At 69.6% G+C, this 21,396-nt stretch carries 22 protein-coding genes; 10 read left to right on the forward strand and 12 right to left on the reverse strand.

From position 1 onward, the window contains the following. Window positions 1-76 precede the first annotated feature (76 nt). Window positions 77-601, forward strand: a complete 525-nt coding sequence (locus tag KVT45_RS25910) for a DUF4245 domain-containing protein (RefSeq protein ID WP_217551370.1) — start codon at window positions 77-79, stop codon at window positions 599-601. Between the two features lie 77 nt (window positions 602-678). Here KVT45_RS25910 and KVT45_RS25915 read toward each other — a convergent pair whose 3' ends face one another. The 4 genes from KVT45_RS25915 to KVT45_RS25930 form a co-directional block, all read right to left on the reverse strand. Then, window positions 679-1,269 (reverse strand): malonic semialdehyde reductase, encoded by a 591-nt coding sequence (locus KVT45_RS25915; RefSeq protein ID WP_217551372.1) that lies wholly within the window; start codon window positions 1,267-1,269, stop codon window positions 679-681. A 142-nt stretch (window positions 1,270-1,411) separates the two neighbouring features. Beyond that, window positions 1,412-1,651: an exodeoxyribonuclease VII small subunit gene (locus KVT45_RS25920; protein WP_217551374.1), complete on the reverse strand. Its 240-nt coding sequence runs from the start codon at window positions 1,649-1,651 to the stop codon at window positions 1,412-1,414. A gap of 36 nt (window positions 1,652-1,687) precedes the next feature. Then, the gene (xseA, locus tag KVT45_RS25925) at window positions 1,688-2,896 is read right to left on the reverse strand and encodes an exodeoxyribonuclease VII large subunit (RefSeq protein ID WP_217551375.1); all 1,209 of its coding nucleotides are present in this window, start codon (window positions 2,894-2,896) and stop codon (window positions 1,688-1,690) included. Window positions 2,897-3,094: 198 nt separating this feature from the next. Next, window positions 3,095-4,480, reverse strand: a complete 1,386-nt coding sequence (locus tag KVT45_RS25930) for an APC family permease (RefSeq protein WP_217551377.1) — start codon at window positions 4,478-4,480, stop codon at window positions 3,095-3,097. Window positions 4,481-4,585: 105 nt separating this feature from the next. On the opposite strand from KVT45_RS25930, the gene KVT45_RS25935 reads away from it, so the two are divergent. Beyond that, window positions 4,586-5,599, forward strand: coding sequence for a 4-hydroxy-3-methylbut-2-enyl diphosphate reductase (locus KVT45_RS25935; protein ID WP_217551379.1), 1,014 nt, complete (start codon window positions 4,586-4,588; stop codon window positions 5,597-5,599). Window positions 5,600-5,658: 59 nt separating this feature from the next. Next, window positions 5,659-6,408 (forward strand): polyphosphate--glucose phosphotransferase, encoded by a 750-nt coding sequence (gene ppgK / locus KVT45_RS25940; RefSeq protein ID WP_217551381.1) that lies wholly within the window; start codon window positions 5,659-5,661, stop codon window positions 6,406-6,408. A gap of 64 nt (window positions 6,409-6,472) precedes the next feature. Here ppgK and KVT45_RS25945 read toward each other — a convergent pair whose 3' ends face one another. Then, entirely contained in the window at window positions 6,473-7,006 is a 534-nt protein-coding gene (locus KVT45_RS25945) for a DUF6542 domain-containing protein (RefSeq protein WP_217551383.1), read from the reverse strand. A gap of 196 nt (window positions 7,007-7,202) precedes the next feature. On the opposite strand from KVT45_RS25945, the gene ychF reads away from it, so the two are divergent. Then, window positions 7,203-8,291 (forward strand): redox-regulated ATPase YchF, encoded by a 1,089-nt coding sequence (gene ychF / locus KVT45_RS25950; protein ID WP_217551385.1) that lies wholly within the window; start codon window positions 7,203-7,205, stop codon window positions 8,289-8,291. 490 nt (window positions 8,292-8,781) lie between these two features. Here the strand turns inward: ychF and KVT45_RS25955 are convergent, their stop codons facing one another. The 4 genes from KVT45_RS25955 to KVT45_RS25970 form a co-directional block, all read right to left on the reverse strand. Continuing rightward, window positions 8,782-9,318 carry a hypothetical protein gene (locus KVT45_RS25955; RefSeq protein WP_217551387.1) on the reverse strand — a complete coding sequence of 179 codons (537 nt, stop codon included), beginning with the start codon at window positions 9,316-9,318 and terminating at the stop codon, window positions 8,782-8,784. Next, window positions 9,305-9,967: a DUF5343 domain-containing protein gene (locus tag KVT45_RS25960; RefSeq protein ID WP_217551389.1), complete on the reverse strand. Its 663-nt coding sequence runs from the start codon at window positions 9,965-9,967 to the stop codon at window positions 9,305-9,307. The genes KVT45_RS25955 and KVT45_RS25960 overlap by 14 nt, the downstream gene beginning before the upstream one ends. A 526-nt stretch (window positions 9,968-10,493) precedes the next feature. Further along, window positions 10,494-10,886 (reverse strand): PIN domain-containing protein, encoded by a 393-nt coding sequence (locus KVT45_RS25965; RefSeq protein ID WP_164193662.1) that lies wholly within the window; start codon window positions 10,884-10,886, stop codon window positions 10,494-10,496. Continuing rightward, window positions 10,883-11,149, reverse strand: a complete 267-nt coding sequence (locus KVT45_RS25970) for a hypothetical protein (RefSeq protein WP_217551390.1) — start codon at window positions 11,147-11,149, stop codon at window positions 10,883-10,885. Before KVT45_RS25970 ends, KVT45_RS25965 begins: the two co-directional genes overlap by 4 nt. Window positions 11,150-11,525: 376 nt before the next feature. Between KVT45_RS25970 and KVT45_RS25975 the strand changes: the two genes are divergently transcribed. Beyond that, window positions 11,526-12,632 (forward strand): tyrosine-type recombinase/integrase, encoded by a 1,107-nt coding sequence (locus tag KVT45_RS25975; protein ID WP_308310865.1) that lies wholly within the window; start codon window positions 11,526-11,528, stop codon window positions 12,630-12,632. A gap of 255 nt (window positions 12,633-12,887) precedes the next feature. Here KVT45_RS25975 and KVT45_RS25980 read toward each other — a convergent pair whose 3' ends face one another. Further along, window positions 12,888-13,226, reverse strand: coding sequence for a hypothetical protein (locus KVT45_RS25980; RefSeq protein ID WP_217551394.1), 339 nt, complete (start codon window positions 13,224-13,226; stop codon window positions 12,888-12,890). A 134-nt stretch (window positions 13,227-13,360) separates the two neighbouring features. Between KVT45_RS25980 and KVT45_RS25985 the strand changes: the two genes are divergently transcribed. From KVT45_RS25985 to KVT45_RS26000, 4 genes are all read left to right on the forward strand, one after another. After that, on the forward strand, window positions 13,361-14,254 hold the full coding sequence (locus KVT45_RS25985; protein WP_217551396.1) for a DUF1963 domain-containing protein: 894 nt from the start codon (window positions 13,361-13,363) through the stop codon (window positions 14,252-14,254). Between the two features lie 374 nt (window positions 14,255-14,628). Then, window positions 14,629-15,096 (forward strand): cupin domain-containing protein, encoded by a 468-nt coding sequence (locus tag KVT45_RS25990; RefSeq protein WP_217551398.1) that lies wholly within the window; start codon window positions 14,629-14,631, stop codon window positions 15,094-15,096. 73 nt (window positions 15,097-15,169) lie between these two features. Next, on the forward strand, window positions 15,170-16,126 hold the full coding sequence (locus KVT45_RS25995; protein WP_217551400.1) for an alpha/beta hydrolase: 957 nt from the start codon (window positions 15,170-15,172) through the stop codon (window positions 16,124-16,126). A gap of 42 nt (window positions 16,127-16,168) precedes the next feature. Beyond that, a complete protein-coding gene (locus tag KVT45_RS26000; RefSeq protein ID WP_217551402.1) occupies window positions 16,169-17,101 on the forward strand; it encodes a helix-turn-helix transcriptional regulator in 933 nt (310 codons plus the stop codon). A 10-nt stretch (window positions 17,102-17,111) separates the two neighbouring features. Here the strand turns inward: KVT45_RS26000 and KVT45_RS26005 are convergent, their stop codons facing one another. Both KVT45_RS26005 and KVT45_RS26010 read right to left on the reverse strand, forming a co-directional pair. Further along, window positions 17,112-17,252: a hypothetical protein gene (locus KVT45_RS26005; protein WP_217551404.1), complete on the reverse strand. Its 141-nt coding sequence runs from the start codon at window positions 17,250-17,252 to the stop codon at window positions 17,112-17,114. Window positions 17,253-17,521: 269 nt separating this feature from the next. Then, entirely contained in the window at window positions 17,522-18,988 is a 1,467-nt protein-coding gene (locus KVT45_RS26010) for a glycosyltransferase family 39 protein (protein WP_254647375.1), read from the reverse strand. A 198-nt stretch (window positions 18,989-19,186) separates the two neighbouring features. On the opposite strand from KVT45_RS26010, the gene KVT45_RS26015 reads away from it, so the two are divergent. Continuing rightward, window positions 19,187-21,391 carry a DEAD/DEAH box helicase gene (locus KVT45_RS26015; RefSeq protein WP_217551408.1) on the forward strand — a complete coding sequence of 735 codons (2,205 nt, stop codon included), beginning with the start codon at window positions 19,187-19,189 and terminating at the stop codon, window positions 21,389-21,391. The last annotated feature ends 5 nt before the right edge of the window (window positions 21,392-21,396 follow it).

The following is a 21,396-nucleotide window of genomic DNA, read 5'->3' on the forward strand; positions in this document are numbered from 1 at the left end:
ACTCTATCGTCAGGCTGACAAAATGAGCAGGGGACCCCACGGATGAGCGCAGCGGGCACCTGCGACGATAGGGGGCGTGGCAGGCACGAACGGCAAGCAGAAGACGGTCCGGGACATGATTCTCTCCCTGGCCCTGATCGGCCTCGCGGCGGGCTTCATCTACCTGCTCGTCCCGCACGACGATCACGCTCCCGACCTACCGAGGGTCGACTACCGGGTCGAGTTGCTGACGGCACGGCGCGCCGCGACCTACCCGGTGGCCGCGCCCGAGGGCCTGTCCGGCGCCTGGAAGGCCACCTCGGTCCGTTTCCAGGGCGAGGACGGGGACCGCTGGCACCTCGGCTACCAGACCCCCGACGGTCAGTACGTCCAGATCGAGCAGTCGACTCAGAAGCGCGCGGACTTCATCACCGACGCCAGTCAGGGCGCGTCGGCCACGAAGACGACCGAGAAGATCGGCGACCGCACCTGGACGCACTACACCGGCGGCCGCTACGACGCGCTGGTGCTGGACGGCACCTCCGGCTCGACCACGGTGGTGGCCGGCACGGCCTCCTTCACCCAGCTGACGAAGATGGCCGAGGCGCTGAAGATGTCCTGACGAGGGCGTCGCGAACCGCGAGCGCGAGAGGCCCCCGGCGCCGTTGCCGGGGGCCTCTCGCGCATCTGCGGTGTGACTCAGACGGTCGTGACGACGTCGTCGTAGGCCAGGCGCGGGGAGCGCGGGAACCAGGCGTCCGGACCCGGCTTGCCGATGTTGATGACCACGAACGGGGTGTGGTCGTCGTCCAGGAACTCCTTCTGGATGCCCGCGAAGTCGACGCCGGTCATCGGGCCGGCGGCGAGGCCGGCGGCACGGACGCCGATGATGAAGTAGGCGGCCTGGAGGGCGGCGTTCAGGGCCGCGCTGCCCTCACGCACCGCGCGGTCGCCGAAGATGGCGTCCTTGGCCTGCGGGAAGTGCGGGAAGAGCTCCGGCAGCTCCTCGTGGAACTCGTTGTCCGCGGCGAGGATCGCGACCAGCGGGGCGGTGGCGGTCTTCTTCTGGTTGCCCTCGGCCATGTGCTGCACGAGGCGCTCACGGGCCTCGGGGGAGCGGACCAGGACCACGCGCAGCGGCGACTGGTTCATCGAGGTCGGGCCGTACTTGACCAGGTCGTAGATCGCCTGGACCTGCTCGTCGGAAACCTGCTCGTCGGTGAAGGTGTTGGCGGTGCGGGCCTCGCGGAACAGCAGGTCCTGTGCGGTGGGGTCGAGAACGAGAGACATGGTTGAACTTCCTAGAGGTCGCGTCGCGGTTCGTATCCGGACCGCGGTCCGGATAGGCTGACGGCACGACCATAAGCGAGAGAAGATTCAAGCTTCAACAAAAACCGGACTGTAGTGATCCGCCTCACATCGACCGCCCCGCTCAGTCCTCCTCCTCGGCCCCTTCTCCCTTGTCCTCCTCCTCGGCCAGCGCCGCGTCCAGCCGGGCCCGCGCCCCCTCCAGCCACCGCCGGCACACCCTGGCCAGCTCCTCGCCCCGCTCCCAGAGCGCGAGGGACTCCTCAAGGCTCGTCCCGCCGGCCTCCAGCCGCCGCACGGTCTCGATCAGCTCGTCCCGCGCCTGCTCGTACGAGAGGGCGGCCTCTTCCGTCTTGCTGCTCATGCACTGACCTTTCTCATCGACTCGTACGACACGGCGTCAGCCGTCGACCCGCACCGTGAACTCGCCCTCGGCGACCCGCGCCCGCAACGCCTCGCCCGGCTCGACGTCCCCCGGATCCCGCACCACATGACCGCCGTCCTTCTGCAGCACGGCGTAACCGCGCTTCAGCGTGGCGGCGGGGGACAGGGCCACCACGCGCGCGTGCGTGTGCGTCAGCTCGGAGTCGGCGCGGTCGAGCAGATGCCCGAGGGTGCGCCGCGAACGGTCGACCAGCGAGGCGACGTGATCGGCGCGTTCGTCGACCATCCGGTGCGGATCCTCCATGGCCGGCCGCGCGAGCGCATGCGCCAGCCCCCGCTCCTCCCGCGCCACCAGCGCGTCGACACTGCGCCGGCCCCGGTCCCGCAGCATCCGCACCCGCTCCAGCTCTTCCCCGACATCCGGGACGACCCGCTTGGCCGCGTCGGTGGGGGTGGAGGCGCGCAGGTCGGCCACGTAGTCGAGCAGCGGGTTGTCGGGCTCGTGCCCGATGGCGGACACCACGGGCGTACGGCACCCGGCGACCGTCCGCACCAGCTGCTCGTCGGAGAACGGCAGCAGATCCTCCACACTGCCGCCGCCGCGCGCGACGATGATCACATCCACCTCCTCGAGCGCGTCGAGCTCCTTCACGGCCTGCACGACCTGCGGCACCGCGTGCACGCCCTGCACCGGCACGTTCCGCACCTCGAACCGCACCGCCGGCCACCGGTGCCGGGCGTTCTCCAGCACGTCCCGCTCGGCGGCCGAGGCCCGCCCGCACACCAGCCCGATCAACTGCGGCAGAAACGGCAACGGCTTCTTCCGCTCGGCGGCGAACAGCCCCTCCGCGGCCAGCGCCTTCTTGAGCATCTCCAGCCGAGCCAGCAGCTCCCCGACCCCGACCGGCCTTATCTCGGCAGCCCGCAGGGACAGCTGCCCACGTGGCGCGTACCACTCGGGCTTCGCGTGTACGACGACCCGGGCGCCCTCGCCGACCACGTCGGCCACCGCGTCGAACACCTGCCGGTAACAGGTGACGCCGATCGAGATGTCGTGCGACGGATCCCGCAACGTCAGGAACACGACGCCCGCCCCCGGCCGCCGCGAGAGCTGTGTGATCTGCCCCTCGACCCAGACGGCCCCCAGTCGATCGATCCACCCACCGATCAGCCGGGAGATCTCACCGACGGGAACGGGAGCTTCGGCGGACGTGTTCAAAGCCATGCGCCGAGAGTAACGGCGCGCACCGACAGGACCCCCACCACATCGCTCAGCCCCCACTCTCCAGCCCGTCCGGCGTTTGAGGACGAGGCCGTTCAGGCCGAAGCGGGGGTCCGGGGGCGGCAGCCCCCGAAACGGGCGGTCGTAGGGGGCCCACCCCCTGGAGGACGGGACGGGCAGGGGCGGCGGGGGCGAAATCCCCTACCCGCCACCCTCCACCGACCCCCGCTGCAGGACCAGCACCCCCACCCCCACCACCAACCACACCGCCCCCACCACCTGCGCCGCCCCCGAAGCCGCCACGATCACCGCGACGGTGATCGCCGCCCCCACCACCGGCATCACCACATGCCGCCCCCAGCTCACCCCCGCCCCACCCCCCTCCCGCCGCACCGCGAACCAGCTCACCACGCTCGCGTGCAGCAACGTGAACGCCGTCAGCGCCCCGATGTCGACCACCGACACCAGCCTGTCCACGCCGTCGCCCCGCCGCGCCGCCCACACCGCCGCCACCATCGTGATCACCGCCGCGCACAGCACCGCCACCCGCGGCACCCCACCGTCGGTCCTGGCCAGCGCCCGCGGCAGCCGCCGTTCCCGCCCCATCGCGAAGAGCAGCCGCCCGGCCGCCGCCTGCCCGGCCAGCGCCGCGAACGCCGCCCCGATCGCCTTGCTGACCGCGACGAGATCATGCAGCCACGCCCCCACCGACACGTCGACCGCGTCGTAGAACGCCGTCCCCTGCTTCGCCGGATCGGCGGCCAGCCGCGCGGACGTCGTCGGCTCCAGGAGCGCCACCAGATACGACTGGGCGACGAACAGCACACCGGCCAGCGCCAGACAGAACAGCACCGCCCGCGCCACCTTCTCCGACCCCCCGGTCACCTCCTCCGCGAACGTGGCGATCGCGTCGAAGCCCAGATACGACAGCACCGCCACCGACACCGCACCGACCACCGCCGACAGCGCGAACGCCCCCTGTGTCCCGTCTCCCGAGAAGGGCGACCACAGCCCCCGCCGCGCCCCGTCGCGCGCGAGGACGACGACCGCCGACACCATGAACACCAGCAGCACCACGATCTCCAGGGCGAGCACCAGGAAGCCGACGACGGCGGCCGCCCGCACCCCCCACAGGTTCAGCAGCGTCGTCACGACCACCGCCAGCGCCGTCCAGACCCACCGCGAGACCTCCGGCACCAGCGCGTTCATCGCGATCCCCGAGAAGAGGTAGGCCACCGCCGGGATCAGCAGGTAGTCCAGCATCGCCATCCACCCCGCGACGAACCCGGCCTCCTTCCCGAGCGCCACGCGCGCGTAGGCGAACACGGACCCGGCCAGCGGGACCACCCGCACCATCTGCGCGTAGCTGAACGCGGTGAACGCCATCGCCACCGTGGCGACGACGTAGACGAGCGCCACCGCGCCGTGGGACCTGGCGTCCAGCGTGCCGAAGACGCCGACCGGGGCCATCGGGGCGATGAACAGCAGTCCGTAGACCACCAGGTCCCGGAAGCCGAGGCTGCGCCGCAACCGGTGCCGTTCGTCCGCCCCGGGCGGGGGCGCCGTCGCCGTACCGGTCTCGGACATCAGTGCCTCCCGCGGCCGTATGTCTGGCACACCCCCGCTCTTCGGCCAGTCTCCCCGGGATCGTCACCCGGACGCGATCTTTGACCCCCCGAACGCGGCCTTACGATGGGTGCCATGACTGCTTCGCCTGGCCGCCGTGTCCTGCTCGCCGCCCCCCGTGGCTACTGCGCGGGTGTGGACCGCGCCGTGATCGCCGTCGAGAAGGCCCTGGAGCAGTACGGGGCCCCGATCTATGTCCGGCACGAGATCGTCCACAACAAGTACGTCGTGCAGACCCTGGAGAAGAAGGGCGCGATCTTCGTCGAGCGGACCGAGGAGGTCCCGCCGGGGAACATCGTGATGTTCTCCGCGCACGGTGTCGCCCCCGTCGTCCACGAGGAGGCCGAGCGCGGCCGCCTCGCCACCATCGACGCGACCTGCCCGCTCGTCACCAAGGTCCACAAGGAAGCCGTCCGCTTCGCCAACGAGGACTACGACATTCTCCTGATCGGCCACGAGGGCCACGAGGAGGTCATCGGCACCTCCGGCGAGGCCCCCGACCACATCCAGCTGGTCGACGGCCCGGCGGACGTCGCCAAGGTCGAGGTCCGCGACGAGTCCAAGGTCGTCTGGCTCTCCCAGACCACCCTCTCCGTCGACGAGACGATGGAGACCGTCGACGCCCTGAAGGAGAAGTTCCCGCAGCTGATCTCCCCGCCCAGCGACGACATCTGCTACGCCACGCAGAACCGCCAGCTCGCCGTGAAGCAGATGGGCGCCGAGGCCGAACTGGTCATCGTGGTCGGCTCCCGCAACTCCTCCAACTCCAAGCGGCTGGTGGAGGTCGCCAAGCTGGCCGGCTCCCGCGCCGCCCACCTGGTCGACTTCGCCAGCGAGATCGACGAGGCGTGGCTGGAGGGCGTGACGACCGTCGGCGTCACCTCCGGTGCCTCCGTACCCGAGGTGCTGGTCGAGCAGGTCCTGGAGTGGCTCGCCGAACGCGGCTACGGCGACGTCGAGATCATCAAGGCGGCCGAGGAGTCCATCACCTTCTCACTCCCCAAGGAACTCCGCCGTGACCTGCGCGAAGAGGCGGCCACCCTGGTCGCCGAGCGCGGCGGCACCGGCGCCGGGGCGTAAGGACCTTCGTACGGTCCTCCGGCGTCGTGACTGTCAGTCGTACGACGTAACGTGTAGCCATGCAGATCTTCGGTGTGGACATCGGTGGTTCCGGGATCAAGGGCGCTCCCGTGGACCTGGACAAGGGCGACCTGGCCCAGGAGCGGTGCAAGGTGCTCACCCCGCACCCGGCGACGCCCGACGGGGTCGCCGACGGGGTCAAGCAGGTGGTCGACCACTTCGGCTGGAGCGGCCCGGTCGGGCTCACCTTCCCCGGTGTGATCACCGACGGCACTCACATCCGCACGGCGGCGAACGTCGACAAGAGCTGGATCGACACCGACGCGCGCACGCTGTTCAGCGAGCGGCTCGGCGGACTCCCGGTGACCGTGGTAAACGACGCGGACGCGGCCGGTGTGGCCGAGATGGAGTTCGGCGCCGGCCGGGACCGCAAGGGCGTGGTTCTCCTGCTCACCTTCGGCACCGGCATCGGCAGCGCCCTGTTCGTCGACGGCGAGCTGGTTCCCAACACCGAGCTGGGCCACCTGGAGCTGGACGGCCACGACGCGGAGAAGAAGGCGTCCAGCAAGGCCAAGGAGGACGGCGACCTCAGCTGGGAGCAGTGGGCGCACCGGGTCAACAAGTACCTGGCGCACGTCGAGATGCTCTTCACCCCGAACCTGTTCATCATCGGCGGCGGGGTGAGCCGCAAGGCCGACAAGTTCCTGCCGTACATCGAGGGCATCAAGGCCGAGATCGTCCCGGCCCAGCTGCAGAACAACGCGGGGATCGTGGGCGCGGCGATGCGCGCGGCGCACCACGCCAAGTAGGCGCCGCCACGGCAGGTAGGCGCCGCCACGGCAAGCAGGCGCCACCACGGCACGCGGGCCGGGGTCAGGCTCTGCGGCGGCGCCGGATCAGCCGGATCCGGCGGACGATGACGATCACCCCGGCGATCAGCGTCCCGCCGTAGAGCCAGCCGGCCTGCGTGGACAGGGCGGTCACCAGGCCCATCACCCCGCCCAGGAAACCGCCGCCGCCGTCGGTGACGGCCAGCAGGCCGACGGCGAAGGCGATCGGGACGACGACGGGTGCGGTCAGCAGATCGCCCCCGCGCACCCACAGCGCGGTCAGCGCGGACACCGGCAGGAACAGCACGCCGTACACGGTCAGGGACGCCTCGAGAAGCAGGTCGTCCAGGAAGCCGAGCAGGAACATCGCGGCCATGCAGAAGAGGCCGCAGCCGAGCCCCGTGAGCCGTGGACCCGGCAGCCGCGCGGGCCCCGCCACCGGTGCCGGACGCGACCTTCCCGGAGCGGGCCGGCGCTCGGCCGTCCCCGGCCGCCGTCTCGCCTGCGGCGGCAGCGGCGCGCGGGGGGCGCCTCGGCGCGGTCCGGGTTGTCGGGGGCGGGTCCTGCGTTGCTCCATCGGACCAACTTAGGTCGGTTAATGTGCCCAATCGCGGCCCAGACACGCCGAAACCAAGCCGAAGAGGAGAGCTTGGCCAGGTGTTCGACGCGGCCGCCGGCCAGGGGGCCCGAACCCCGTAAACTGGTGGATCGGCCGGCCCGCCGGCACTGGCAGCCCCTGGCCCACTCACCCTCTCACTACGGGAAGTCGCAACGTGTCGCTCACGATCGGAATCGTCGGCCTGCCCAATGTCGGCAAGTCGACCCTGTTCAACGCCCTGACCAAGAACGACGTGCTGGCGGCCAACTACCCGTTCGCCACGATCGAGCCCAACGTGGGTGTCGTCGGCGTCCCCGACGCCCGTCTGGCCAAGCTGGCGTCGATCTTCAAGTCGGAACGCATCCTCCCCGCGACGGTCGACTTCGTCGACATCGCCGGCATCGTGCGCGGCGCCTCGGAGGGGGAGGGCCTGGGTAACAAGTTCCTCGCGAACATCCGGGAGTCCGACGCGATCTGCCAGGTCATCCGTGCCTTCAAGGACGAGAACGTCGTGCACGTCGACGGCAAGGTCTCGCCGAAGGACGACATCGAGACGATCAACACCGAGCTGATCCTCGCCGACCTCCAGACGATCGAGAAGGTCCTCCCGCGCCTCCAGAAGGAGTCGCGCATCAAGAAGGACGTGGCCCCCAAGGTCAAGGCCGTCGAGGAGGCCAAGGAGATCCTGGAGAAGGGCGACACGCTCTTCGCCCACGGCATCGTCCAGGGCACCGAGCGCAACGAGCTCCTGCACGACCTGCACCTCCTCACCACCAAGCCGTTCCTCTACGTCTTCAATGTCGACGAGGACGAACTGCTCGACGAGGACTTCAAGACCGAGCAGCGCGCCCTGGTCGCCCCCGCCGAGGCGATCTTCCTCAACGCCAAGCTGGAGCAGGACCTCGCCGAACTCGACGAGGAGGACGCCCTGGAGCTGCTGGAGTCGGTGGGCGCGGAGGAGCCCGGCCTCGCCACCCTCGCCCGCGTCGGCTTCGACACCCTCGGCCTGCAGACCTACCTCACGGCCGGCCCCAAGGAATCCCGCGCCTGGACCATCAAGAAGGGCGCCACGGCCCCCGAGGCGGCCGGCGTGATCCACACCGACTTCCAGAAGGGCTTCATCAAGGCCGAGGTCATCTCCTTCGCCGACCTGGTCGAAACGGGCTCGGTGGCCGAGGCCCGCGCCAAGGGCAAGGCCCGCATGGAGGGCAAGGACTACGTGATGCAGGACGGGGACGTGGTGGAGTTCCGGTTCAATGTTTAATTGAAAATTAAACTAATCTTGAAGGGGCTTGTCTGGGGAGGGCAAGCCCCTTTGTCTGGTTCTCAAGCTCGTGATCGCTTGCGCTGGAACAGAACCGCTCCGCGTCTGACGGAGGCTCCGGTCTGTTCTCGGAGCGGTTCACCCTGCGAGTTCAAACGGAGGTCGGCGCCACCGTCTCGGTTGTCCGCGGAACATTGCAACTGGGAGCGGATCCACTCGGTCCAATGGCTACATCGCGTTGCGCCGGGCGAGAGCTCGCGTCACTAGTGACTGGATCTCGCGGTATAAAACGGAAGAGCTGGGGGCCTGGGGTCACTTCAGGCGACGCCCAGCCCCAATCTGGCTGACAGTCGGGCGGTGGATCGGTCTCCGTCGACGGCCTGCTGCTCCGCTACCGCCAAGAGCGTGCGCATCTAGTGAGGTCGCAGTCGATGGCGAACGCACGCTGATCCATATCGAACGCGCGTACGAATACGGTGCCTAGCTTCATCTACTTCTTTTGTAGCACCCCAATCCGCTTCATCATTTCATCGAGGTAACCAAGCGTGTCGTTTATGCCCGGCTCATAGTCGTCCGGATGCGCACACTCATTCCGCTTGGCTAGCAGCCCCTGTAGCGCCTTCATCATTCCGTTGGTGATGAAAGCCTGCTTCTTCATGACTTCAAAGAGGGTGTGATCCTTCTGATCGCGGAAGTCCGAAGCCTGCTTGATGTTCCACGCGGTGTAGTTGGCCTGGATCGCGGAGAGGCGGGAAGCGTCGTTCGCGATCCACTCGTGGATGAAATCCATCAGTGCGGCGAATGACGTGACGTGTGCGGACCGGTAGAGCCCATGCTCCACGCACTGAAGTGCCTCACGAAACAGCTTGTCCTGCTTGATGTTGAGGTTCATCAGCTTGTCATAGGACTCGGTTACCGTCATTGCGCGATACGTCGAGGTCTCCCGCTTGGCGAGAAGCCTACGTAGTTCGTCCTGCGCGTTGGCCGCCCCGTCGGCGACCTCGCGCGGAGTCCTAGGCGCCGCCATCCGTCAGGCCCTTGAGGTGCTTCGCCATCGCGGCGAAGAACGCGTCGTAGACAGCAGCGTCACTTGTCGCATCAACGGAGAGTGCGATGTTCACGTTGATGACCACCGAGCCGGACCCGTTGCTGCCCTGCTGGCGTTGGCGGCGCCCATTCGTCGACTCGGCCTGCTCGTCGGCAACGCCCTCGTCGCCTTCGTCTTCATTGCCTGCGGCACCAGCGACCGAGTTGAAGTTGCCGAACTTGCACACAGCCTTGAAGGTCTTGACCGCGAGTCCCACCTTCTTGTCATCCAAATCCGAATGACTCCGGAAGAAGGTCGCGAGTTCGGCGTCAGACCGATTGTATGCGTCGCTATAGGTCTGGAACACGTTGTCGTACCCGGCACGGATGCCCGCCGCAATCAGGGCGCGACCGCTCTCCCCGCCGCGGAGGCCCTTGGTGTAGAGCTCGGTCGGCTTACCGGAGCTGCCCAACAGCCCGATCTTCTTCATTAGCGGGATGAACGGACGACTGTTCGATGACGCGAACCCCACCGAGCCTAGGTACTGCTGGTCGATCCTCGTCGGCACGCCCACGCCCTGAAGCTTTTCCAGAAATTCTTCTAGCTTCCCGGGGGTTGGCGTGTATGGGAACGAGTTATCAGCTGCCATGCGCCGCATGGTACGCGGAGCCACTGGTGGAAAGCACTAGGGCGGCACAAGCTATTTCCCAGTCGAAGGCAAGCTCGTGTGGTACAAGGTCGCGTCGGTCAACTTGTCACTCAAAGCTCAACATCGAACAAATTCTCGAACTTGAGCTATATCCTCTCTGTTAAAGTAGAGCAAGCCAGGCATACTGGATTATTTATTGAGCCCTTTCAGTGTCGCCGCTCAAGGTGAGGACGGGCGTTGTTCGCGTCGAGGACCTTGGCGCCGCCGTCCCACAGGTTGGGGAGGGTGGAGTCGGAACCGTTGGGACCGTATTCCCGCCAGTGGTTTTGGGTGGTTGCCCCGTCCACGAGGCCTGCGCGGCTGGGGTGAGTCGGCTGGAGCAGGCGCCGGAACGATGACGTCGGTCACCAACATCCACGCCGCCGTCCCTACGTACGGCCATCCTGACTCCTGATGCGCTGGCACTCTGTTCGCCTCGGCTATCTCCGGGTCCCCTCACGGGCTGGTCGTCTGAGGGCATAGGCCGCTAGACGGGCCGGATAACAGGGGCGGGTTTGATGTCCTGGGCGTCGATGAGGGTGCGGATGTCGTCTGGGTCCGAGGTCCAGATGATGGCGCCGAGGCTGGCTGCCATGGTCACGACGGTGGCGTCGACGATGTCGGAGGTGCCAGCCTTGCCGCAGAGGATGCCTGCGGTTTTGGCGGTTTCGAGGCCGACGGGTACGACGTGGCATCCGGCGAGGAACTTGCCGAGTCTGACCTGGCGGCGGGAGTCCCGCCATGCCTGGCCGACGACGACGGACGGGACGTGGATGTCCCGTCCGTCTTCCAGGGCCAGGCTGTGTCGGGCCCACATGCGCCGGTCGTCATTGTCGATGGCGATGAGGACCCCGGCGTCGTACAGGTAGGGGATGTTCACGCGGCCGAGGCTCCCGAATTGCTGAGGTACTCGGCATCGGCGGCGGCCAGATCCGCGCGGGCGGCGGCAAGCTCTTCCGGGGTGAAGGCGCCGTGCTCGGCCTGCCACTCCTGGATGACGGCGCGGCCGGCCCGCAGACGTAGCTCGCGTTCGGCTGCTCCAGCGACGAGGCGGGAGAGCGGGATGCCTTCTTCCTCGGCGGCTCCGGCCAGAGCTTCGACCAGGGATTCGTCGAGAGTGATAGTCACCTTCTTGGTAGCCATACATCGACCATAGCGTGGTATGGCCTCGGGTGTCGATGTGCGCTTCCCGCGCCAGCGAGCGTTGTGGTGCGAGCGCGTCCGGTGAGGGATCTCGGTGGGCCGGGGCTGCAGGTGAGGATGGGTCCATATTCGCTGGAAAGAGCGGATTAGCGATGAATGCCTTGCTGGGTCTTGGGACGCCGGTGCACGGTTTCGAGCATGGGCCAGGCGACGGATCGGGGCTTGGGTGGCGAGCGTTTTTCAGCGGTGCAAGAGGGACGTCCGGGACCGTAACTTCCCCTGTGATCGTCCGCGGTGTCGGCACGGCTGGACGGTGCGGTACCGGGAGCCGGGCGGTAGGCGCGGGCGGCAGCGGGAGAGGTCGTTTCCCCGCCGGGTGGGCTCGGACGGTGCGGACGCTTTCGCCGACAAGGTCGAGAGCGACAAGAAGGCCGACGTTCGTTTCGATCCTGCGCCTGGGCGGGTGCCATTGCAGGTCTGGGCTCAGGAGTGGCTGGAGCGCCGGATCATCGGTGAATCTACGCGCCGCAACTACGAAGGGTTCATCCAGAACCATCTCGTGCCGCGACTGGGACGGAAGACGCTGGCCGCGCTGTCACGGCGCGACTTCGAGGCGTTCGCCAAGGAACTGCACTCCTCCGGTGCCGGGTTGGCGGTCTCCACGATCAACGATCGGTTGGTGATGGTGGCCGCGATGCTAGAGGTGGCCGTCGTTGAGAAACGCATCCCGCACAATCCCGCGCGCGGCGTCCGGGTATCCCGGGCGGCCCCGTGCGCGGTGGACGAGGACGAGATTCCCACGTTGGGCGAGGTTGATCTGATCGCGGAGCGCATCGCCCCGCAGTACCGGCTCGCGGTTTACCTGCAGTCGGGCACTGGCCAGCGCCCCAGCGAGGCCCTCGCCTTCTCCACCGAGTGCCGACGGTCCGGCTTCGTCAGGGTCCGCTGGCAGGTCAGTGCCAAAGCGCACCGCGGTGACTGCCACACGATGATTGTGCCGCTCAAGCACCGAACGGAGGGCGAGTACCGGGACGTGCCGGCTGCTCCGTTCGTCGAGCAGGAAATCGACGGCCACTTGTCGCGGTGGGCGCCAGTGCCCGCGGCCTTCACAGGGCTTCGCGGCAGACGCTGGCGGCTGGAGGTCTTCTTCTCCCCGCGCCAGCGTGGCAAGGGTGTGATGCCCACCGCCTCCACCTTCGGATACCACTTCAAGAAGGCGTGCGTGTTGGCAGGCGTGGTCGACGTGGACGGCAAGGCCAAATACACGCCTGGCAGTCTGCGGCACTTCTTCGCCTCGACCGCGTTGGCGAACGGTGTGCCGATCCGCGAGGTCTCGCGCTGGCTTGGTCATAAGTCGATCAAGACCACAGTGGACATCTACGGGCACCTAGTCCCCGAGGCGTGGGGTCGTTGCCGAGACGTCATGCAGAGTGCCATGCGTCCGGCGGTCGAGGAGTCAGGCGAGTCTGTCTCCGCGGCTTGACGTGCTGGATGTGCTGGATGAGTCCCGACGGTGCTGGATGGGTGCTGGATACGATCACCTGAGGGAAAGTTTCCGCAGGTGGGAGCGCTGCGTTGAATGTTCCGGTTCAACGTCTGAACCCCACTGGCTTCGCTGTACACCGGGCGGCCCGCCTCGCCGTGAACGGGCCGCCGGTGGGTGTGGATGTTCGACGTCATGACCGCGTCGGCGTGGCTGCGGGGCTCGGGCACATCGGTTCCCCGGTTGGGGAGGCGTTCAGCGCGGTGACTTCGCGGCGGCCCGGGTTTCGATCCGGATGACGATTTCGGCCACGGTCGTCGGGAGCAGCAACACCACGCAGCATCCGAAGCCGATCAGCCCGGTCTCCAGCCAGAAGACCGGACGCGAGTTCATGCACTGGACCTGTTCGCGGGTGCAGCCGCTGTCCGGGCCGAGCGACGGCACCGGCAGTCGGAACCCCGTGACGACGAAGAGCACGGAGACGACGACCCCGGCGGACAGCAGACTCCACCGGATCCACCGCGGTCCCCACCCCGACGGGATCCAGCCGGCGACGATCACCGCCGGCAGGATCCACACACAGCCGCTGCTCATTCCCGCATCGCATCGGTCCGCGACATCGAGTTCTGGCCGGTCTGCCGTCGGGCGGCGTGGTTGCCCATGTCGATCAACCCTACCGAGAGCCCGATGGTGACCGGCTGTCAGATCCCGGGCCTATGTTCTCACCCATGACCCCTGATCTGTTCGGCCGGCTCACGCCGTTCCGTGAGGAAGCACTGAGACGCGGGATACCCCTCCAGGACGTTGAGCGGTGGATCGCCACCGCCCGTCCGTCCGGGACACTCGTCACGCGTGGGGAGGGGCCGGTGATCGGCCGGTTCGGCGGCTCCCTGATGCTGCCTGCCGATGCCCCCGCTCCCTGGTACCCGCTGCTCGCCACCCTCGACTGCGCGGCCCTGCCCGAGGCGGTGACGGGCCTTCCGCTGCCGGTCGACGGTCACCTGCTGTTCTTCGGCTTCCCTGAGATGACGTACTACGGCGCAAGCGCCGGTGAGGTCGTGTACATCCCTGCCGGGACGCCCGTCGAGGAGCGGAGGACGGAGTACCCCTGCGTCTATGGCGAGGAAGGGGACGGGACCGACGACGAAACGCTCCGCATCTACGAGCAGTTCCCCCAGGACGACCTGCGCCTCTCGGCCGACGTCTCCCTGCCGTACCACTTCCTGATCCCGTCCCCGGAGCCCGGCCAGGAGGACGCTCCGTTCCCCGGCCATCCCCGCGCCTGGGAACTGGCCGAAGTGTGGACGGACACGTGCGGCGGCATCGTCGTCGACGGCCCCCTGCACATCGGTGGGTACGCCTCCCACGAGTGCACGGAAACGGACCCCGTCGCGGACGCCGCGCAGGACGCGGAGCTGGCGCGACGGCACCGGACCGCGGGGGCGCACGAGTCCCTGGACGCCATGGAACTGCCCGCCCCCGACCAGTGGACACTGCTCGCCCAGTGGGACATCGGACTCACCGGGCGGGAGGGGGCCACCCTGCACTGGGTGATCCCGCGACAGGACCTGGCCGAGCGCCGCTTCGAGCGCGCGCATGTCTCGTTCTTCTGGAATCCCTGAGCCGACCCGCACTCTGCGCGCCGGGAACCCTCCTTCCGAAGCCATGGCGCCGGCCGGACCGGATCGACGACTGGTGCGCACAGGCGGGCGGCACGCACGAACTGGTGCGCGCCACAGCCCGTGCCGGGGAGTGGTACTGCTGTTCCTACCCTCGCGACTGGCGGCCGGCCGACCGCCCGGCGGATGATCGAACAAGCGAGCTGCGGCCGAGGCTGGCTGACAGCCCGGACTTCGACGCACGCGTCATCGACGAGGTGGGCGACGCGATCCTCGCCGCCGTCCCGGCTTCGCCGGCTGTCAGGCGACAGGGCCGCCGAGCCCGTCTGGCCCGTCTGGCCCGTCGAGTCCTCCGATCGCTCAGAACGGACACCGTCATGACCATGGCCTACCTCGCCCAGCCCGACCAGCAGCAGCGCCTCGAATGGCTCGACGGCGGGGAGTTCGCCGTACTCCTGGACAGCGCGGCCACCGCCGGACAGCTGACCGTCGGACGGTTCTCCGTCAGCAAGGGCGAAGCACCGCCGTACCACACGCACACCCGTGAGGACGAGGTCTTCATGCTGATCAAGGGCAGTGCGCTGCTGTGGTGCGACGACCAGGAGATGGAGCTGTCGGAGGGCGGCATAGTCTTCCTGCCCCGGAACGTCCCGCACGGCTACCGGATCACTTCCGACACCGCCGACCTGCTGATGATCTGTACCCCCGGCGGCATCGACGGCATGTTCCGGCACGCCGGACGTGACCTGGCCACCCCGCGCCCCGAAGGCTTCGAGATCTCACGGGACCTCATGGCCGAAGCCGCCGACATGTACGGCCAGATCATCGTCGGGCCGCCGCGCTGACCGCCCGCGACTTCGCGCCGATCACCGCTCCGCCGTACGCACGGCACTCACCGGAACCACGAAAGGCACCGCCATGTCCCGGCCACAGCGCCAGACCCTCGACGACCTGCTGCGGCACGGCCCGCTCGACCTCGGCGGCGACGTCGCCGAACAGCGCGCCGTCTTCCACGACATGATGACGTCCCTGCCGTTGCCCGCCGATGTCTCGACCACGGCGGGCGAGTTGGGCGGCGTACCCGTCGTCACCGTGGAGACGCCGGCGAACGACCCGGCGACCGTGCTGCTGTACCTGCACGGCGGCGCGTATGCCATCGGCTCGGCGGCCGACGCCGCGGGCCTGGCCGGGGACGTCGCCCGGCGCACCGGTGCCCGCGCCGTGTGCGTGGACTACCGGCTGGCCCCCGAGAACCCGTTCCCCGCGGCCGTCGACGACGCGCTGGCCGTCTACCGCGCGCTGCTCGACGGCGGTGTGCCCGGCTCCGCCGTCGCCTTCGTCGGCGAGTCGGCGGGCGGCGGTCTCGCCGTCGCGACCCTGGTCGCCGCCAGGGACGCGGGCCTGCCCCAGCCCTCGTCGGCCGCGGTCTTCTCCCCGTGGGCCGATCTGAGCGTGTCCGGCGACAGCGCCGTCGGCAAGGCCGCCGTCGATCCCGCGCTGACCGCCGAAGGCCTGCGCAGGCGTGCCCGTGACTATCTGCGCGACACGGATCCCACCGTGCCGCATGCCAGCCCCGTCTTCGCCGACCTGACCGGCCTGGCGCCCCTGCTCATCCAGGTCGGCTCGCACGAGATCCTGCTGGACGACGCCGTACGGCTGGCCGCGCGCGCCGCCGAGTGCGACGTCCACGTCGAACTGCAGGTCTGGCCCCAGGTACCGCACGTCTTCCAGGCGTTCGCCGCGATGCTCGACGAAGCCGACGCCGCGCTGAGCGCCGCCGCCGCCTTCACCCGCGCGCACTGGGCCGCCACCGGTGCCGACGACGTGTCCGGCGAGGTGCTGCCGGGGGGTAAAGAGTCTGTTGTGCGGCAGTAGAACCACCCTGCGGGTCACGGCAGTTGGATGACGATGACCTGCATGGAACCGACGAACCACTTCGGCATCGCGCTGCGGGGCTGGCGTGCACGCGTGTCACCGCAGGACGGCGGACCGGAGACGGGCGAGGTCCGACGCATCCCCGGACTGCGCCGCGAGGAACTCGCCCGGCTGGCCGGGCTGTCGGTCGACTACGTGGTCCGGCTGGAACAGGGCCGCGCCCGGCACCCCTCGGGCCAGGTGGTCGCCGCCCTGGCCAGAGCGCTGCGCCTCGACCCGTCCGAGCGTGACCATCTGTTCCGCTGCGCCCGTCTCGCACCGCCCGCCACCGGGAACGTGTCCCGGCAGGTGCCCGTGCGGGTACAGCGGCTGGTGAGCCGGTTGGGAGACATCCCGACCGCGGTCTACGCCGCCGACTGGACCATCGTCGGCTGGAACGGGATGTGGTCCGCCACGATCGGCGATCCCCGTACGTACGGCTGGGACGAGCGCAGTCTCGTCGCCGGGATGTTCCGGCCGGGCGGGGGACGGACCCGGCAGCCGATCGCGGCATGGCCCGTGCTGTCCTGGGCGGGCGACGAGGCGGAGGAGGAGAACCTCGTCGCGGACCTGCGGGTGACGGCGGCCGCCCATCCCCACGACGGGCGGCTCGCCGCGTTCGTCGAGCACCTGCGGCGCAACAACTCCCGCTTCGCGCGGCTGTGGTCCAACGGCACCGCCCGTACCCAGGGCGGTGACCGCAAGACCGTCGAGCACCCGCTGGTGGGTGACATCGCACTCGACCTCGACGTCCTGACGGCCGCCGGCACCGACCTCCGGATCGTCACCTACACGGCCGAGGCCGACTCCACCGACGCGGAGAAACTGAACACCCTGCGAGCCACCTGCCGGCCGCGCCCTGCCTCGTCGGACGGCCCCGCCGCTGAGCCTGACCCCGGCGGGGATCTTGGAGATGCCGAAGTCGTCCGCTGGTGATCCGGCGGGCTCAGGGCTGCCGTGCGGTCAGCCGTTCGGCGATGTCCGTGACGTTGGCCAGGTTCTGGCCGAGGTCGAAGGTGGCGATGTGGAACCTGGGCCTGCTGCGCACCACGAACTGTGTGCCCGTACCCGACCTGGCGGCCGACACCTCGATCACCTGGGCGTAGCCGAGGTGAGGGGAAGATCGAGGCGCCGGACGACCCGGAGGTGGAAGATCAGCCCTCCCGCGCAGTTGAGAAGTGTGAGTACGCAGAGCAGAACCAGGTAGACGAGCGCGATCACCCGTAGTTGGTCGCCCGCGTTCCTGGGTGGAGGTGATGTCCGTACCGGCGAACTCTTTCGGGGTGCGGACGACTCGGGGTGGCGCGACCGCCGCTCGCGCGGGTCCGGCGCGGCTGTCTGGCACGCCCCGCGCGGTCAGTCGTAGTGGAGGAAGCTGGGCCACAGGGCGTGCCACGGTCGCACCGGGTCGTGGCAGAGGTAGATGGCGCGGTGCTGTTCCTCGCTGTCGATGCGGTAGCCGCTGTCCAGCCGGCCCTCGACGCGGCAGCCGGCGAACTGGGCGGACAGCCAGGCCCGGTCGTCGTAGCCGACGACGACGGCCGTACGGGCGGAGTCGGGTGGAGTGCCCAGGGTGCGCAGGGCGTTCTGCCCGCTGTAGAGGACCTGCCGGGGAACGCCGTGGGCGCCGCCGTAGCGGTCGAGGGCGCCGTACTCGCCGTAGTTGCCGGTGACGATGATCGCGCCCGGGCGGTAGACGGCGGCGATCTGGGAGACGTAGCGCGGCCAGCCGATCTCGTCCCCGAGGCCCTGGTCGGCCTCGGCGAAGTGCAGGCTCTGCTGGCTGCGGAGGGAGACCACCGGCAGGGCGAACGCCGCCGAGACCACCAGGTTGAGTCCGAGGAGCAGGGCGAACAGCGCCCGGCTGTGCCGCCGCTCGGCCAGCGCCCGCGCCACCGGCACGGAACCCACCGCGTGCAGGGCCAGCACCATGCCCATGGCGTAGTAGGGCTGTGCGGCGACGGCGCAGAGCAGCACCAGCAGCAGCAGGTATCCGACGCCGAAGGCGCGCACGGGCCCCAGCACCGGATCGCGGAGCACCCGGAGCAGGCCCACCACGGCGATGTACGACAGGGGCAGCCCGACCGTCAGGAAGAAGAACGGGATGTTCAGCACGCCGCCCAGGGCGCCCTTGTCCGAGCGGAGGGCACCGGCCATGGTGAGCGCCGGGAAGTGGTGGGTGGCCTGGTAGACGAGGTTCGGTGCGCCGATCAGCGCGGCCAGCCCCATGCCCGCCCACGGCCACCGCGACAGCAGCACCCGGCGCGGCCCGACCGCCAGCAGGCCGGCGCCCAGCGTGGCCAGGAGCAGCAGGACCAGCAGCTTGTTGTAGAGCCCCACGCCGACCACCGTGCCGACGGCGAGCCACCACCGCGGCCGGTCGCGCAGCAGGGCCCGGAAGGCGAACAGCGCGACGGCGAGCCACACGACCATGTCCAGCGACGTGGTCACGAACAGATGCCCGAAGGTCAGCACGAGCGTCCCCGAGGAGGCCGCGGCCGCCAGCGTCTGCGCGCCAGGGCCGCCGCCGACCTCACGGGCGATCAGCGCACACAGGTACGCCACCGCTCCCGCCGCCAGGACCGCCGGGACCCGGAGACCGCGCACGGTGTCCCCGAACAGGGCGATCGACGCGCGGGAGAGCAGGGGCGTGCCGGGCGGCTGGTCGGCGTATCCCCACGCGGGATGCCGGCCCAGCACCCGGAAGTACAGCACGTCCCGGTGGTAGCCGTACCGCGAGGCGAACATCAGCAGCAACACCATCACCGCGAGCGCCACCACCGAGACCGGGAGCCAGGCGAATCCACGACGCTGCGGGCCCATGTCCGTCACGGCGAGAACGTAGCCGCGCTCGGTATGCCTACGGAAGCAGCACGCCGCAAGTGGTACGAGGCTTCGTCAGTTGTGACACCAGCCCGAGGCGTCGGTGCATGACCTCGATCCGCGAAGCCCTGCGGGGCAATCCCTGCCCTCGGCCCACGACGCGGATGCGCTGCTGCCGGACCTGTGGGAGGTGGGAGGATGCCCGAACGGCGAGTGAGGGGCGGGCGCGTGGGGCGGGACGAGCGGGGTGTGGTCGCGAAGGGAGCGCGGCTGGCCGAGGCGGCCCGGAACGTGGTCGATGACCATGGCAGGGCCGTCGAGGCGGTACGGGCGGCACTCGACCCGATCCACGACGCGGCGGTACGGCGGGAGCTCGACGCCATCCCGGTCGCGCGGCTCCAGGACGTCACCGAAGGCCGGCTGCGGCTCGGCGGCGTCGAGCAGAGCGGACTGCGGACGGTGGGCGCGGTGCTCGAAGCGGGCGCGTACCGGCTGCTGCAGATACCCGGTGTCGGGCGGCGCACCGCCGACCAGATGCTCGCCGCGGCCCGCAGACTCTCCGAGGCCGTGCACGAGACCGTGGCCGTCCATATCGACGTGGACCGGCCGGAGCCGAGCACCACCGCGCTCGTCACGGCCCTGCAGGTGCTGGTGGAGGCGGGGCCTCAGGCGCGGCGCGCCGTCGACCGGGCCGTTGCCCTGTCGCGACGAATGGAGCCGCTGCTGGCCGACGCCAGGCCGGCCGCCGGGCGGTTCCGGATGCTCCTGGCCGGCCGGGAGAGGAAGGCCCGCGCACTGGCGGCGGTGACCGAACTCCGTCCGCTGGTGGACGAGGCGGAACGGGGGCGGCTGCCCGAACTGTTCGCCCAGGCCTCGGTTGACCTGCTCCGGGGGCCGTCGTCCGACCTCGCCGCCTGGGCGGACTTCGAACTCCGTTCCGCCGACTACTACAGCCTGCTCGCCGAGATCTCGGGCGCGGCGCCCGACACGGCCGCCGCCGAGGGCTTCCTGCCGGACGAGATCGCCGAGCGGGTCCGGGCCCAGCACCTCGACGACTCGCACCGGCGGGTCTCCCTGCGTGGCTACCAGGCGTTCGGCGCCCGGTTCGCCCTCGCGCAGCGCAACGTGATCCTCGGTGACGAGATGGGCCTCGGGAAGACCATCCAGGCGATCGCCGTGCTGGCCCACCTGGCCGCCGAGGGGCAGAGCCACTTCATGGTGGTGTGCCCGGCGAGTGTCCTCGTGAACTGGACGCGGGAGATCGAGGCCCGCAGCGCCCTGCGCGTGCTGCTGCTGCACGGCCCCGACCGGCGCGACGCGTTCGCCGACTGGAAGGGGCGGGGCGGGGTCGGGGTGACCACGTTCGACGCCCTGCGCGGGTTTCCCGCGCCGGGCGGCGGCGAGGTCGGCCTGTTCGTCGTCGACGAGGCGCACTCGGTGAAGAACCCGAAGGCCAAGCGGTCCCAGGCGGTCGCCCAGTGGGCGGAGCGCTGCGAGCGCACCCTCTTCATGACCGGCACCCCGATGGAGAACCGGGTCGCGGAGTTCCGCAACCTGGTCGGGATGCTCGATCGCGGCGTCGCGGAGTCCCTGGACGACGGTGACGCCCTGGCCGGATCGGTCGCCTTCCGCAAGGCCGTCGCCCCCGTCTACCTGCGGCGCAACCAGCGGGACGTGCTGACGGAGCTCCCCAGCCTCCAGCACACCGACGAGTGGGAGGAGCTGAGCGCGTCGGACGAGGAGGCGTACCGCGACGCCGTACGCGCCGGCAACTTCATGGCGATGCGCAGGGCCGCGTACCTGCGCCCCGACAGGTCGGCCAAGCTGGAGCGGCTCCGGGAGATCGTCGAGGAGTCCGGCGAGAACGGGCAGAAGACGGTGGTCTTCTCCAACTTCAAGGACGTCCTGTGTGTGGTCGAGGAGGCACTCGACGGCACCACCACGGTCTTCGGCCCGCTCACCGGCGCTGTCCCGGCCGCACGCCGGCAGCAGCTCGTCGACGACTTCGCCGCCGCCCCGGGCGCCGCGGTGCTCCTGGCGCAGATCCAGGCGGCGGGCGTCGGCCTCAACATGCAGGCCGCCTCCGTCGTCGTCATCTGCGAACCACAGATCAAACCGACCATCGAACACCAGGCGGTGGCCCGGGCCCACCGCATGGGCCAGGTCAGGCCGGTCCGGGTGCACCGCCTGCTCGCCACCGGGGGAGTGGACGAACGCCTGGTGGAGATGCTGGAGCGGAAGACCCGCCTGTTCGACGCCTACGCCCGCCGCAGCGCGGTGGCCGAAGCCACCCCGGACGCGGTCGACGTGTCGGACACCGAACTGGCCCGCCGGATCGTCGAGGAGGAACAGGCGCGTCTGGGCATGACGACCCCGGACCGCACCGAGCGAGCCGACGCCTGACGCCT

The sequence above is a fragment of the Streptomyces sp. GbtcB6 genome (assembly GCF_019091475.1).
GTDB classification, from domain to species: Bacteria; Actinomycetota; Actinomycetes; order Streptomycetales; family Streptomycetaceae; genus Streptomyces; species Streptomyces hyaluromycini.